The following is a 14131-nucleotide window of genomic DNA, read 5'->3' on the forward strand; positions in this document are numbered from 1 at the left end:
CCTCTCGACCCTATAGAGCGCTCCTCGATCCGCCTTTCGTCCCACAACCTGGGTCGGTCGTCCCGACGTACACCGGAGGGTTGAACCAATGGAGAGCGCCATGCCGCTATTCGCGAAGGTCGAACGCGACGAACAGGCCAAAGGCTGGGGCAAAATCGACAATAAGCCCCACCAGATCGCAGTCAGTTTCCGCCAGATGTGGCCCGTCTCGACGCACCGCTGCGATAGTCTCTTTGACGGAAATGATTTGGCCGCGCCGGTCTTCTAAAATCAGCTCTTCAACAAGCTCATTGGCAGTCACTTTGTTGGGTCGGCAGTTCGTCCGAACGTTCATCCAAGGCCTCCACCTCAGCGATACCCAAGGGAACATTGATGATCCTCTGTCGGGAAAAATCAAGGGGAATGTTTGTAGGAATTTTCTAAGAGGGGATCAGAGAAACCAGCACGGAGCGAGCCTCTGTTTAACGCTTAGCCAGCCCGCTACCTTCTTCGGTCGGCCCCTGTTTGGCCCGATCAATAGCCGCGAGTAATGACGCTAGGGTCGGCGGCAGTTCTGGTTCGACTTCTAGCCTTAACAGCTTGTGCATGTGACGACGATTGTCTTCAGAACGGATCAGTTTCCGAACTGCTTTGGAGACGGACTGATAATCTTCTTTGTTTCTCTTTGTCATGTTCGGGGCGTCCCTTCCCAGTCAGCCGCAACTCGCGTAGGCGCGGATGAGGGAACGATGTAGGCCCTCGCGGGTTTAGAGCTCGCAGCGGTCGATTCTTCGTGGATGTGCAGCCGCTGTGGGGGGTCCGTCGCCTCTCCCTCACCGCGGCGGGCTCCTTTCGCGAAGGCGGTGTTGGTCAGAGACACATAGAACCTCATACCGCAATCCAATTTAGCTAGTTGTCCTTGGGGGGAGTAACGTCCCCTCCTCTTTTGCAGCAGCCAGGAATGCCTTGCGGGCCTCCTCAGGTTCCATCTCGTCGAAAATCACTGCGATGCAAACGCGCACCGCGAGGTCCCACCAAGGGCCACGGATGGTCCACTTCATCAGCTCCTCGCCGGCTGCCTCGGCATTGTTGACGTTGCGGATGATCCCGGGACGCTCGGTCTTGACGGGGACCGGAGGGTTGAACCAGTGGGGGGCCATGAAGGGACCTCAGGGCGGCTAGCGGGTTTCGTCTCTACCAACCGGCTCAGCGATGAGGACGGTTAACCGTTTGTTAGGCATGTCTGAGTCCGTGACGGGCTGTTTCCAAACGTTCATCGACGGTTGTCCGAGCGGTCGGTACGAAGCCGGTATACGCTTGCCGCGGCATGCCGAATCGACGGCTAACAGTCCTTGGGCCGAAGTCGGGCGCGGTTTTCCCTGACCCCAGTCGCGCCGCCATGCGCGGTATCTAGTTTTCGCACATGGCGGACAGTTGGGTCAGCCGTAAACCTGCTTCGGAACGGCCTTGCTCATATCCAAAGCTGGTAGCGGGAATGGTTCGACTTGTCCTCCGGTCTTGTCCAGATACTGCATCAAGGCCGTCACGAGATGGTAGAAAATGCTCGCGGGGACCTCAGTCGCCAGTGACCTTCCGCGCTCGTCAATCCTGTCGACCCACAAGCCAAGCGGTGCGGGATCGATATGCCATTTGAAGAGGCGGGCGACACGAGCTTCGATCTCTGGTTTCAGATCGGGCCCGCCAATTCCGTCCAGGGCGATGGACGCCTTGATGGCTTCGCATTGCGGCCAGCTGCGGGAGAGCCGGTCGAAGGGCATTCCCTGCCGCGACACGGCTGCATAAGCCAGCCCCGTGGCCCGGTTCAATCCGCTGGCGATCGCCGACGAATAGAGCTTCCTTGCGTACGCTGCCAAGTCTCTCTGCCCGCTCGCCCGCGCGAAATCGACGAGGAGCGAGGCCCATTCGAAATGGTGCCCTGGTTCGGTCCACTGTCCCTCGTCTCCCGGCAACGGTAGCCACTCGACATCGAAATGTTCCCCAAGCGTCCAGCTCTCCTGGTCGAAGAAATGGCACCGAAAGAGATCGACGATGCGTGCCGCCCGACGGAGATATGCACGGTCGCCGGTGACCCCATGCCAAGCAAGGAAGGATTCCAGCATGTGCATATGCGGGTTCGAGAACCGCACCCCGTCCCGGCCGGAGGGTTCGAGAAAGCCGTTGAGGTTATCGTCCTCGAGATGGGTGTCGATGAAATGGAACGTCTCTTGTGCCAGCCGTAGGGCGTCCTGATGGCCGCATCGATGAGCATGGGCAAGCGCCAGGAGAACGCAGGAATGATCGTAGGCGTCCTCCGCCGGGTCAGCCACGCTACCGTCGGAATTAAGGGTGCGCACCCAGCCACCGCGATCGGTGCGGCCGTGTCTCGCGATGAAGTCGATGCCGTGGTCGATGAGCTTGTCGGCCGGACCGACCCAGCCGCGTTCTTTGGCCACCGCGAACGCGTAAATCTGGCGAGCCATCGTGCGCATGCGCTTGCGTTTCCCCAGCGGCCTTGCATCGAAACCGAGAGCCTCGTGGAAGCCGCCATACACATCGTCGACACCTGCAGTGGACCACAGCGGCAGGGTTTCGTTGAAGAGCCAGTGCTCGACGCGCTTGCGCCATGACCCGCTGATGATGACCCGGTCTTCCGACGCCGTGAACTTCGTCTCGAGTCGTCCGCTCTTCTCGAGTTGTTCGACGACTTTCTTGACATTCTGGCTGTGGCTGACAGGAGCGACGAAAACCGCGTCCGGTGTTGTCACCACCGCCACATTTTTCATTCCGATGACTGTCAGCAGTCTGCCCTGGCTCCGGAGATAGGAGTTGCCGCAATCCAGGGCGACAACGTCGCCGATTACGACATTGCCGTCGCGGTCCGTCGGGCTGGCTTCCAGCAGCGATTGCCACGATCCAAGGTCGTTCCAGCGGAAGGAAGCCGTGACCATCGCAATACCGCGTGCATGCTCCATGACTGCGTAGTCGATCGACGTCGATGGGACAGCCGAATAGAAGCCCTGGGGCAGGTAGATGCCCGAGACGTCGGTCCGTGCAGTTTTATAGGCCCGTTCCGCGGTGTCCCAGATGTCCGGCCGGAAGTCGAGAAATGCCTTCCGCATCGTGTCGGCACGAAACAGGAAGATGCCGGCGTTCCAGTAGAATCTTCCCGAAGACACATATTTGCGGGCCGTCTCGGCATTGGGCTTTTCGACAAAGTGCAAAACGGAAACGGCGGCCCCGCCGTCACTATTTGCCGTAACCTCGATGTAGCCGTACCCGGTTTCGGGATGCGTCGGCCTGATGCCGAAAATGACAATGCTTCCTGAATCGGCGGCGGGTATGCCCGCCTCGACGGTTTCCCAGAATTGCGTTTCGGTCGATATCTGATGGTCGGAGGGGACCACGAGCACAAGCGCGTCACCGCCATATCCGGAGATCGTGTGCAAAGTGGCTATGGCCACCGCCGCGGCGGTATTGCGGCCGACGGGTTCGAAAATCGGTCTGCCGCCATTTAGGCCAAGCGGACCGATGTCCGAGATAACACGGTCGGCATGCCGCTCGGAAGCTATCAGGTAGATCGGCGTCTCGCCGTCCCTCCGCGCCTTGAGGCGCCGGACAGTCTTCGCAAGCATGGAGCCGTCGCCCGAAAGGTTGTGGAATTGCTTGGGATTATCTTCGCGCGAGAGCGGCCACAGCCGTGAGCCGACGCCCCCGCTCATGACAAAACTTACGATCCGCTCCGGCATGGTCCAGTCCCTCTCAGAATGTCTGGTTGTAGGCTCCGACCTCTGGATTGCGGCGCCGCTCGGCATCGAGAGCCCCGAACATCTCGCGACGTCGCGCCGGAGACCAGCACCATCTTGCTCCGCCCTGGCGCGGAACAGCCCTAGCACGCTGCCGGGCGCAGGCCCCCTCATGAATTCGAGTAGTCCTAACACGCTGGTTCGCGCCCCCTCATCCAATGGGAGCATCCATGCCGATGGCCGAAATGATGACGCGTCCAGGCGTGGTAGTGTATTCCTGAAGCTGCACTCTGCTCGGGCGCCGACGACAAGGATGCGTTGCAAGATGCCGCGGCCCGCGGGTTCCTTGTCCGCGAGAATGTCGGCGAAAGGTGTTTCTGACGCTTGGCTCGCCTTCTCGAAGGCATTCAAGGAAATCCAACGGCATCCGCGGAACTCCGCCCCCCGTGCGAAGAAGGATGACGGACTGTGCGCCGTTCGCACTGGAGGCGATCGAAAACGGCGAGACCCCGAACGTATGTGCGCGAAGATCGATACCTCACGCGGAATGTAGCGATCAACCGCGGACGGCGGGTCTCGTTGGAACCGCAATATCATTTGTCGACAGATCGAGAACGAGGCCTGCCGCGCATTCTCCCCTCCCATAGGGCGTAGGCTATACGCCCATTGGCGGCGTTTACCTTTCCTGGCGCAGGGGTAGCCTTTTGCGGCACTCTGGGAACGCCGGGCCTTCGCTTTCATGAAAACATCGGCCGAATGCCATGGACCGCTTGCGTCGAGACGGCGTGCGCGCAGGATTTTTCCGCACGCGTGCTGGAGAACGTGATTGGATCGCATATCCCCCCACCAATGGGCCTCGACAACTGACTTGCAGCCTTCCGCTAGTCAGGAGTTTATCAGCCTCGCCGATATAGCCGGATTTCTGAGGCGCTATTTCGGAACGATCATTGCCTGTGTGGCCGCAGCTGTCTTGGTGGCCTGGTTTCACAATTTGACCACCGACCCAGCTTTCACTGCCAGCACACAAATCCTGATCGAGCCGAAACTGCCGCAACACCTGCAGGAGGGGGGCGAAGTCAATCTGTCATTGGACACTGCCCAAGTGGAAAGCCAGATCGCAGTCATGCAGTCGGAAAAGATTGCGGTCATGGTCCTCGATCGGTTGAAACTCGTTGACGATCCCAAGTTCAACCGTCCACAGGTTCCGATTTTGGTGGAGAGAATCAGGAAAATAAAAGCGATCCTGGTTGAAGCTTTCGAGCTCCAGAAAAGCGCTTGGCTCACCTCGCTTTGGGAGTTTTCTGGCTTGGACGTGCCTGAGACGCCTGTGATGCTGACCGATTACCAGAAGTCCCGGCGCACCATGTTGATTTTCCGCCAAGGCCTCGACATCCGCAGAGTCGGCGTTTCCTACGCCATCAACATATCCTTCACCTCACTTGATCCCGAAGGCGCAGCCAGGATTGCGAACGCCACTGCCGATGCTTTCGTGCGTGAGCAGATCGAAACAAAGGCCGAGGCAGCAAGGGAAGGCGGCGCATGGCTGGAGAAGCGCCTTCGCCAATTGCGCACCCAGATGAACAGGGCCATGGCGAAAGCGCAGGAGTTCCGTTCACGGCACGATTACAGCGTCGGCGAAGAAGGCGAACCGGAGGACGGGGCAAACACCGTCCCGACGCTTGAGGAGCTTGAGGTAACTGCCGAAACCTACCAGAAGATGTATGAAAGCTTCCTGCAGGCATACACCAACTCGGTGAGCCAGCAGTCATACCCGGTTGCAGACGCAAGGGTGATTACAGCTGCGACGGCGCCGCTCCAGCCGAGCGCTCCAAGGCCGAAGCTGATGCTGGCTTTCGCGGCGGTTTCCGGGTTCATTCTCGGTATCGGCGTTTCGTTAGCAAGGCATACGCTCGACTGGACCGTAAGGTCGCCCCGACGCATCCGGGAGAATCTAGGTGTGGAATGCGTCGGAGAACTACCGGCCATCAGCAGGAGGAGGGCATCAGGCCACGTCGACGAAGTGGCAAGATATCCGCACTCCCGATACAGCCAGAGCCTCAGGAAAGCGAGGACCGAAATCAGCCTTGCGGAAACCAACCACCCGATCAAATTCCTTGGGTTAACCGCTGTATCCAATGACAGTTCGAAGAGTTCCGTTGCCTGCAATCTTGCCACCCTTTACGCGATGTCCGGCCTGAAGACATTGGTGATCGACGCCGACGTCTGGCGGCCGGCTATGACCAAGCGGCTACTCGGCCCATCGGGCGCCCTGGACAAACCGTTCCAAGATCCTGTCCGGCTCAACATCGTCTGCGCTCCGGGGCGGTCGTTCGACCTGCTTCCAAGTTCGGTCGTCCAGGCCAAGAACCTGCTGGCACCACGTAATATGGAGGCGTTTCTCTCGGACCTTGCCGCCTGCGACATTACCCCCTACGACATTGTCATCTTCGACTTGCCGACACTTGCCTCGGGAGCCGACATGCTGATGGTCGGATCCGTCCTGGACGGCGTGGTCATCCTCGCCGAGTGGGGTAAGGTACACGTCGAAACGTTGCGGGGACTAGTCAGAACGCTGCAGGCCAGCAGGACGCCCGTCCTTGGCGTGCTTCTGACGAAGGCGCGCGCCAAGCACCGCAAAGCATGAACGGATGGCGAGGTATTCTCCTTCGAAAGTCGCAAAAAGCGTGTGGGGGATCATTCCTTGGGATTAGCGTGGGATTAGGGGGATAGTTCAGGACCGCCACGCTACCTCCTTTGCCTTTCTTGCCGACGAGCTCCGACCTTGGAAAAGTGTGGAGAACAATTCGAAACAGCGACCCTCCCATGACAACGAATGCCGTCGAGAAGCCGTCGCATCAGGGAACCCCGATCTGGGTTCAGTCACCTCGACTGTCGGCGACCGACAGCAGAACGATAGCACTGCCCGTTATTCCCGCGACCGACCAGGACAGTGCCGGGACAGTGTTGACAGACCTGTCGCCCGCCACCAGTACACGAGCGACGGAGCCTCCCTTGGGAGGTCTCCTGAAGCGGATCATGGATCTGGTCGTAGCGATCATGGCACTTGTGATCGCGGCGCCAGTGATGATCGTCGTCGCCCTGTTGATCAGGGTGACGGCGGGAGGCCCAGCAGTGTTTTCGCACAGCCGAGTTGGCTTCGGCGGGAAACCGTTCAATTGTTACAAGTTCCGCTCGATGGTTGCCAATTCGGAAGAAGTTCTAAAAGCATATCTCAAAGCCAATCCGGGAGTCGTCTTGGAATGGGAGGAAACCCACAAGATCCGGGACGATCCTCGCGTCACATTCCTTGGGTGGATGCTTCGCAAGTCAAGCCTGGACGAACTCCCCCAGCTCTTCAACATCATCCGCGGCGACATGAGCTGTGTGGGTCCAAGGCCCATCGTGAATGACGAACTCAAACGGTACGGCGACCACCTGGGGGAATACCTTCGGACGCGGCCGGGACTCACTGGCCTGTGGCAGGTGAGCGGAAGAAGCAGCATGGACTACGCCAACCGCGTGGCGCTGGACAGCGAGTACGTGCGGAACTGGTCGGTCTGGGTCGACGTCGTGATCCTGTTCAGGACCGTGTTCGCGGTCATTCGCATCGACAGAGCTTGCTGAAGTCCGCAAGGATCACCGTTCGTTCCGCCTCCGGTGCACGGAAAGGAACAGACCTACGATATAAGCGCAGGCCAATGCGAATGCCAGGATCAGGAATTTGGCGACGGTCACGTAGCCCGGCAGCCCTAGGGAATTCCAGACAAAACTCCCGATCAGTAGCAGGCCGGTGGCCGCGATAAGGGCGGGAGCCTTGAACCGCACTCCCAACATAACGCCGACCGCCGATACGGCCACTACACTTATGAGCACCGATGTCTCCACTGGTATCCGCGGACCAATTGGCTCTTTGCGCCAGGGAAGGTTCAGTCAGGGTGGTGATTTCTGTCACGTTTGGCGGCTCCCTGATAGGGTGCCTCAAAGTACATGGCAACTGCCCCGGTTCACGCCAACGCGTCAATTCTGTGGGTGACCGGTCAACGAGCGAACGAGGCGAAGGCCGCGCTGGACCATACAACTTGATCAGTTGGCGTCCAGAACGGGTATCGGCTCCGCCTGAGAGCTGCCGCCTGCAGGCAGCGCAGCCAAGCCTGACTGCGGCAGTGGGATCTCGATCTTCACGGTATCGCCGGGCTCGACCGGCGTCGTTTCCTCAACCGTGAGTTCTTCCGTGCCGCTGTCGGACGTCCTCACGATCTTGAAGATCGGCTTGGCCCTTTCGGAGCGTTCCCTGAGGGCGAGCAGAGCAGGGGCCGTGACCTCGGTTTCGTGCAGCAACTGTACTGCGGTGTCGACTTTACTGCCGACTTCATTGAGCTGTAGCTGCGTCTCCCTCAACGTCTCGGCGACCTCGCTGGTATGGCGATTGCTGAGGTCGAGGATCTCGATGTCAGTCTTGCTTATCTCCTGCCTGACCCGCAAGAGCGAGGTCTCGGCAGCCAACCTGTCGCTTTGCATCTGGGCGACCATTCCCGCCAGAGAGAATTCCCGCGGAGCAACCGCAAGCCCTTTCTCGACAAGGGTCGAAACGCCCGCAAGCTCCTTCTGGACGAGTTCGACCCGTTTGTCGTGGAAGGTCAGCTGCTTCTCGAGCGAGACCAGTTCGTTTTCCAGGAACTCCCTGAGTTCGTGAAGTGCACGGAGTTGCGTCGTCAGCGCGTCTTTGCGAACAGCGAAGATCTTGCGCTCCTGCTCCATCGTCAACCCGACCGTTCCATTCGAAGCCCTGTTCTTCAGTTCTGCAGGGAAAGAGATGTCGTTGCTGCCAGCCAGTTCGGATTCCAGTCGCGCCTTGCGGGCAAGCAAGCTGACGTTGGTCAGCGCCAGCAATCCCACGTCACCTTGGCCCGCGATCACTTCACGCTCGAGTCTCAAGACGTCTTCCTCGCGTGTCCGCAGGCCGCCCGCGATCCCCACCGCCTGCAGCACCGTCAGTCCGGGCCTATAGGGAAACTCGCCGGGCTGCGCGACGTGGCCGACTATGTAGAACGGTCTGTACTGGACGATTTCGACGGCGACATCCGGCTGGCGGCCGAGGCCCATATGCTGCGTCAGGCGGTCGCTGATCGCGCGGGCGAGGTCGCCGGGGGCGGTGCCTTGCGCGCGTATCTGGCCCGCAAATGGAAGGAAGAGCGTGCCGTCGGCGCCGACAACGAAATCGTCGTTGAGAGCCGTCCATTCGAAGATCACATCGCGTGATGCGCGCCACTCGTAAATTTTGAGCCTGACCTTATCCTGCGGTCCCAGGAGATACTCGGCAGCCACCGTCGGCAAGGGGCAGGCCGCGGCCACGTGTGAAGCCGCCACCACCCTGACCAGCCATTTTCGCATTGTCTTCCTCACATCAGATTTTCAGGATGTATTCGGGTTCGATCCGTCCTGTAGCCACGTGCAGGATCGCAAGCATGTTGCCCCTGAGCCTGCCCCTCCGATCGACAAACGGCTCGGGCCACAGGCTCTTTGCGAGGTTGGCCGCTATGTTCCTGAACATCAGGGGAAGCGCGAAAGAGGCCGGAACAGTGCCCTTCTTGATCAGGTAGATCGCATTCGCAACCTGGGAGTATCCGAACCGCTCTCCGCTGACACGCCCTGTCTTGATGCCGAGATGCACGCCCGTGATTGAAGTCACGCAGACCACTCGGCCCCGGGACCTCATCTGGCTGGTGAAGTCGATGTCTTCCTGCCAACCATAGAGGACGAGCCGTTCGTCGAAGCGCAAGTCGTCCACAAACGAGGAACGGAAGGACATGTTACATCCGTATGCGCCGAGATGGTCGACCACCGATGGTCCGTCTTGTTTTTTACCCTCGGCCTCCCGCAGGGCGGCTTCGGCGTCTTCCCAGGTGAGCCCCGCGTTGTTGGCCCCGTCCCTGACGACCGCGCCCGTCACCACCGCCCAGCCGCTATTTTCAACGAAAGCCTTCTCGACCTGCTCCAGGTATTCGGCGGACGGAACGAAATCGTCGTCGAAGAATGTGATGATATCGAAGCGCTCCAGGGAGGGTACAAGAGCCGTGTTCCGCTGGGCAGACGATCCTATCGGCCCGAAAACGAGCGACAAAAGGAAAGGACAGCTTTCCGGCAGCTCGACATGCGCGGCGTCGGGCGCCGACACTATGACCTCGTCGGGAAGTCTCGTCTGGCCACCCAAATATCTGAGCAGGCGCGCGACCTGTCCGCTGCGGCCAAGAGTCGGGATGATTACGGCGAGTCTCATGCTGGATCCCGTTTCGGTTCCCGCGGACCGTAAGCCGACGAGAGGACCGAGACAGCCTGCATAAAAGGGGACGGCAGGAGCTTGGCCTACCTCGGGACACAGGCTTTCGGAGTACAGCCGGTGAATGCCCCACAGCCATATGTACTAGGCAGGCATGCACCCGGATCAACCTGTAACCGATCGGACAACTTGCCGGAGCCATAACACGGAATGGAAACTGCTGGCCTGCTGAGGCTAGGCGAACCATGCTCCACGAACGCTCTTCCGATTTGGCCATCGCGGCCAAGGTCAACGTGCCGATCGAGGAGTTGCCCGCCGCGCCGGGGCCCGGCGTCGACAGGTACGCGAAGATCGCGGTCGTTCATGACTGGTGCCCGAATTTCCGGGGAGGTGAACGGGTTCTGGCGCAAATTTGCAAGCAGTTTCCTAATGCCGAAGTCTTCACGCTTTTCGATTTCTTGCCAGCCGATGTAAAGGAGAAATATTTCCGCGACGTAGAATTCCATACGTCCGCAGCCAACCGCATACCAATGGTGCACAAATTCTATAGATCTCTCTTCTTCTTTTGCCCCTTCCTGATCGAACAGTTCGATGTGACAGGTTACGACGCGGTGATCTCGTCGTCAGCCGCATTTTCGCGCGGCGTGATCACCAGGCCGGACCAACCGCACCTTTGTTATGTGCACAGCCCCGTCCGCTACGCCTGGGACGAACAGTTTTCTTATCTTCAGCAAGCGCGGCTTGGTTTCGGTCCCAAGGGAATGCTCTATCGGTACATGCTCCATCGGCTGAGGACATGGGACACGAGAACCGCGCACGGCCCGGATATGATGCTCGCGAATTCGAACTACGTCCGCTCCCGAATCCAGCACATTTATGGGCGCCAGGCACGCGTCGTTTTCCCGCCGGTCTCTCTGGGAGAACTGCCCTGCGTGGAGGACAAGGACGACTACTACGTTTCGGCGTCCTTCCTCGCCCCTTACAAGCGCACCGACCTCGTCATCCGGGCCTTCAACGAAATGCCGTCGCGGCGGCTAATCATCGTTGGCGAAGGGCAGCAATCATCCAGTCTGCGAGCGCTTGCCGGCTCGAACGTCACCTTCTCGGGTTATCTGCCTCGGAAAGACTATGTGGACACCTTGGCGCGGGCAAAGGCCATGGTCTTTGCGGGCTGCGAGGATTTCGGCATAGCGCTGGCCGAGGCGCAGGCCTGCGGAACGCCACTGATTGCCTTCGGCCGCGGTGGGGCGGCAGACATCGTGCAGCGCCTTGGATCATCCCTCGAACCGACAGGAGTGCTGTTCAAGGCTCAAACTGTCGATCACCTCAAGGAGGCAGTCGAATGGTTCGAAGAGAACAGCTATGCGATCACGCCCCGCGCCTGCGCCAGGAATGCAGGACGCTTCTCCGAAGAGAACTTCGACCGCGCGATCCTGGAATCGCTCGGAGCTGTCCAGGCACTTCACGAGATCACGTAAGTTCGCGCGCTCTGACGACCTTCGTTTCCGTATCGATACCGTCGGCGGCAGCCATTACCCCGAGATAGCGTAAGGCCGTAGCCCTCCAACTGTATGCCGAGGCTCTCGCCCTGCCCTTGCCTATCAACTGGAGTCGCAAGGCCTGAGAACCGTGAAGCTGCACGAAGCTTTCGAACCATGCTTCCGGGTCGTCGGGAGGTGCAAACAGGGCTGCGCTCCCGCAGACTTCCGGCAGGCTGGCGCGGTCGGAAACCACCACAGGGCAGCCGACCGCCATCGCCTCGAGGACCGGGAGGCCGAAGCCCTCTGAAAGGGAGGGGAAAGCTAGACACAGTGAGTCCCTAAGGAGGGCCGCCAACTCGCCATCGGAAATGCGCCCTAGCCAGTGAATGTTTCGGGCTTCGGCCCGGGCTGATGGTGATCTAAAAACACGGGAATCCGACATCCCGACAATCGCGATCCTGAGTCCGGCCTCGCCAAGATGGTCAGCCATGTTCAGGATGAGCTCCACATTCTTGTGGGGTGCGGCACTGCCGATCATAACGATGGTTTCCCGCGAGGCCGCCAGGCGTGTCTCTGCCGAGTGTTCAGGCTTCCACCGCAAAGCATGCTCGTGGCCGTTTGGCGCCACGAAAGCCTGTTGCTCCCGGATGATGCGGCGGCGGACCAGTTCGCCCAACGAGTAATCGGAAACCGTCGAAATACCCCACGCCGTCTTGCCGAGGCATGGCAACAGATTCCTGTACACTATTCTAAAGGCGATGGAATAGCTCTGCGGAGCGTTCCAGACGTTTGCGTCATGAATGCAGACGATGTGCTTGTGGGAAAGCAGCGGTCCGGTGTTACAGAGGCTGAGCAGTCCGCTGCCGTCTAGCGATGACGGGAGCTGCACCTGCTCCCAGACATGCCCCCTCCTGCTGCCGATCTCGCGGCGTTCGATGGAAACGAGGGGGATGTCGCCCGACCCCGGTGGACAATGTAGTCCGACTTCGAGACCGCGCGCGAGAGGCTCCTGTTCCGCGATCAAAGCGTCGAGCGAACGGACGACCTCGCGCGCATAGCGCTGGACGCCTGTCGTCGGTTGGGAAAGAAAACGCCCATTTATCGTCCAACGCCGTGCCATGCGTTCCCCTTTTTAACCCTCAGTGTGCAGCCGCGAAGACGGGCGGTCATCACGGCCATTGGGTCATCGGGGCTGACCGGGAATCATCCAGATAGGCGAGGGGGATAGTGTGCCTACCTCAAACGTCTGAGGACCCTTGCACCCCCGAGAATGCTAGTCTGGCTCGCGACGCCGAAAGGGCGGGGGAGCGACATGGGCAATCTCGAAACCGATACGACAAAGTGGCCACCAAGACGGCCCAAACAGGTGAACAGAAACAGCGCCGACACAGTGCTGGCGAGATCGCTTGCCGAACATTCCGAATATCTGGTCGCGCATCCCGGCAGGACGTGGGCGGACAGCGAAACTGCGAGGCGGCGTTGGACGATAAACGGCGACTTCACCACGCTCAGGCCGACCGGAATAGCTCGCTACGCCAGCGAGGTGACCATGGCTCTCGACGCCCTCATTTCGGAAGGGCACCCGCTTGGTCGCGATCTGGAGATCGATCTCGTGGTGCCGCGTCCGCTTTCCGAACCTTTCCGCCTCAACGCCATCTCCACCCGAGTCGTTCCCGAATTCAACTTGCCGCGACTTCCCCAATTGTGGGTGCAGGCGCAGTTGCCCTGGCACGTGCCCGGAGGATTGCTAAGCTTTTGCAACCTCGCTCCCATCGTGCTGAAGCGCCAGATCGCGTGCATCCATGATATGCACACTAGGCTCATGCCGTCGAGCTACGGGCGGGGTTTCAGGTGGGCGCACCGACTGATCTTGCCGGCACTTGGCAGGCGAGCCGCCCGCATTACGACGGTCTCGCAACTCTCGCGCAGCCATCTTGTCAAATTCGGGATCGCGCCAGCGGAAAACATCGTCGTCACTTACAACGGCAGCGACCATGCCAAGAGATGGAATGCAGCAAGATCGTCACTGACCGTGGACCGCGGCAGGCCGTACGTCCTCTGTCTTGGAAGGCGGGACCAAGAATACAAGAACATGGGGCTTCTCGCCAAGCTGGCCCCGCTCCTCGATGGGATGGGTCTCGATCTCTGGATGCCCGGCGATGTCAATGAGAACACGGTCCTGCGGTACGTCCCGGAAATGCCCGGGAACATCGTCCTCCTTGGCCGCATAGGGGACGACGACTTTAAGAAGGCGCTCGAAGGCGCCCTGTGCTTCCTGTTCCCGTCACGGATCGAGGGTTTCGGGCTACCCGCCGTCGAAGCGATGGCGTCGGGCTGCCCGGTCGTGGCCTCGACCTCGCCGTGTCTTCCCGAAATCTGTGAGGATTCGGCTCTCTATGCCGATCCCGACGACGTCCATTTGTGGGCCGAAACCGTCCGCCTGCTGATGCTCGACCCAGCGTTGCGGGAGCGGTTCATCACCAAGGGATACGCCAGGGCGAGCAGTTATTCCTGGCGATGGATTGCGTGGAAATACCTCGAACTCATGATACAGGTCGACGCTGATTTTGGGGAGTTCCGCAATTGACCGGCTGGCAATCTGCGGCAAGCAGAGCCAGGAAGCCGAAAACAGTGAAGGGCTAGCGGGAGAG

11 protein-coding genes and 1 pseudogene are annotated in these 14131 nt (G+C 59.9%); 4 read left to right on the plus strand and 8 right to left on the minus strand.

What is annotated here, in order from left to right:
* Positions 1-106 precede the first annotated feature (106 nt).
* The 4 genes from NKH78_RS28455 to NKH78_RS28470 all read right to left on the minus strand — a co-directional run bounded on the left by NKH78_RS28455 (position 107) and on the right by NKH78_RS28470 (position 3725).
* Positions 107-334: a hypothetical protein gene (locus NKH78_RS28455; protein WP_352705795.1), complete on the minus strand. Its 228-nt coding sequence runs from the start codon at positions 332-334 to the stop codon at positions 107-109.
* 127 nt (positions 335-461) lie between these two features.
* Positions 462-671, minus strand: coding sequence for a hypothetical protein (locus NKH78_RS28460; protein ID WP_352738777.1), 210 nt, complete (start codon positions 669-671; stop codon positions 462-464).
* A 213-nt stretch (positions 672-884) separates the two neighbouring features.
* Entirely contained in the window at positions 885-1139 is a 255-nt protein-coding gene (locus NKH78_RS28465; RefSeq protein ID WP_352705790.1) for a DUF982 domain-containing protein, read from the minus strand.
* Between the two features lie 279 nt (positions 1140-1418).
* Positions 1419-3725 carry an AGE family epimerase/isomerase gene (locus NKH78_RS28470; RefSeq protein ID WP_352705822.1) on the minus strand — a complete coding sequence of 769 codons (2307 nt, stop codon included), beginning with the start codon at positions 3723-3725 and terminating at the stop codon, positions 1419-1421.
* Between the two features lie 823 nt (positions 3726-4548).
* Here NKH78_RS28470 and NKH78_RS28475 point away from each other — a divergent pair.
* Both NKH78_RS28475 and NKH78_RS28480 read left to right on the plus strand, forming a co-directional pair.
* Positions 4549-6366 (plus strand): GumC family protein, encoded by a 1818-nt coding sequence (locus NKH78_RS28475; protein ID WP_352507537.1) that lies wholly within the window; start codon positions 4549-4551, stop codon positions 6364-6366.
* A gap of 317 nt (positions 6367-6683) precedes the next feature.
* Positions 6684-7346 carry a sugar transferase gene (locus NKH78_RS28480; protein WP_502899870.1) on the plus strand — a complete coding sequence of 221 codons (663 nt, stop codon included), beginning with the start codon at positions 6684-6686 and terminating at the stop codon, positions 7344-7346.
* Between the two features lie 459 nt (positions 7347-7805).
* Here NKH78_RS28480 and NKH78_RS28485 read toward each other — a convergent pair whose 3' ends face one another.
* The 3 genes and pseudogenes from NKH78_RS28485 to NKH78_RS28495 form a co-directional block, all read right to left on the minus strand.
* Entirely contained in the window at positions 7806-8711 is a 906-nt protein-coding gene (locus tag NKH78_RS28485) for an HlyD family secretion protein (protein ID WP_352507592.1), read from the minus strand.
* 3 nt (positions 8712-8714) lie between these two features.
* Positions 8715-9113 (minus strand): annotated as a pseudogene (locus tag NKH78_RS28490) (polysaccharide biosynthesis/export family protein); the annotation flags it as partial.
* Positions 9114-9126: 13 nt separating this feature from the next.
* Positions 9127-9999 (minus strand): glycosyltransferase family 2 protein, encoded by an 873-nt coding sequence (locus NKH78_RS28495; protein WP_352705783.1) that lies wholly within the window; start codon positions 9997-9999, stop codon positions 9127-9129.
* A gap of 245 nt (positions 10000-10244) precedes the next feature.
* Here NKH78_RS28495 and NKH78_RS28500 point away from each other — a divergent pair, with 245 nt between their 5' ends.
* A complete protein-coding gene (locus NKH78_RS28500; protein WP_352884847.1) occupies positions 10245-11477 on the plus strand; it encodes a glycosyltransferase in 1233 nt (410 codons plus the stop codon).
* Here NKH78_RS28500 and NKH78_RS28505 read toward each other — a convergent pair.
* Positions 11470-12600: a glycosyltransferase family 4 protein gene (locus tag NKH78_RS28505; RefSeq protein WP_352507541.1), complete on the minus strand. Its 1131-nt coding sequence runs from the start codon at positions 12598-12600 to the stop codon at positions 11470-11472. The two genes, NKH78_RS28500 and NKH78_RS28505, sit on opposite strands and share 8 nt — an antisense overlap.
* A gap of 429 nt (positions 12601-13029) precedes the next feature.
* On the opposite strand from NKH78_RS28505, the gene NKH78_RS28510 reads away from it, so the two are divergent.
* Positions 13030-14067, plus strand: coding sequence for a glycosyltransferase family 4 protein (locus NKH78_RS28510; protein ID WP_352507542.1), 1038 nt, complete (start codon positions 13030-13032; stop codon positions 14065-14067).
* The last annotated feature ends 64 nt before the right edge of the window (positions 14068-14131 follow it).

The sequence above is a fragment of the Mesorhizobium sp. M0910 genome (genome assembly GCF_040319465.1).
Taxonomy (GTDB): Bacteria; Pseudomonadota; Alphaproteobacteria; order Rhizobiales; family Rhizobiaceae; genus Mesorhizobium.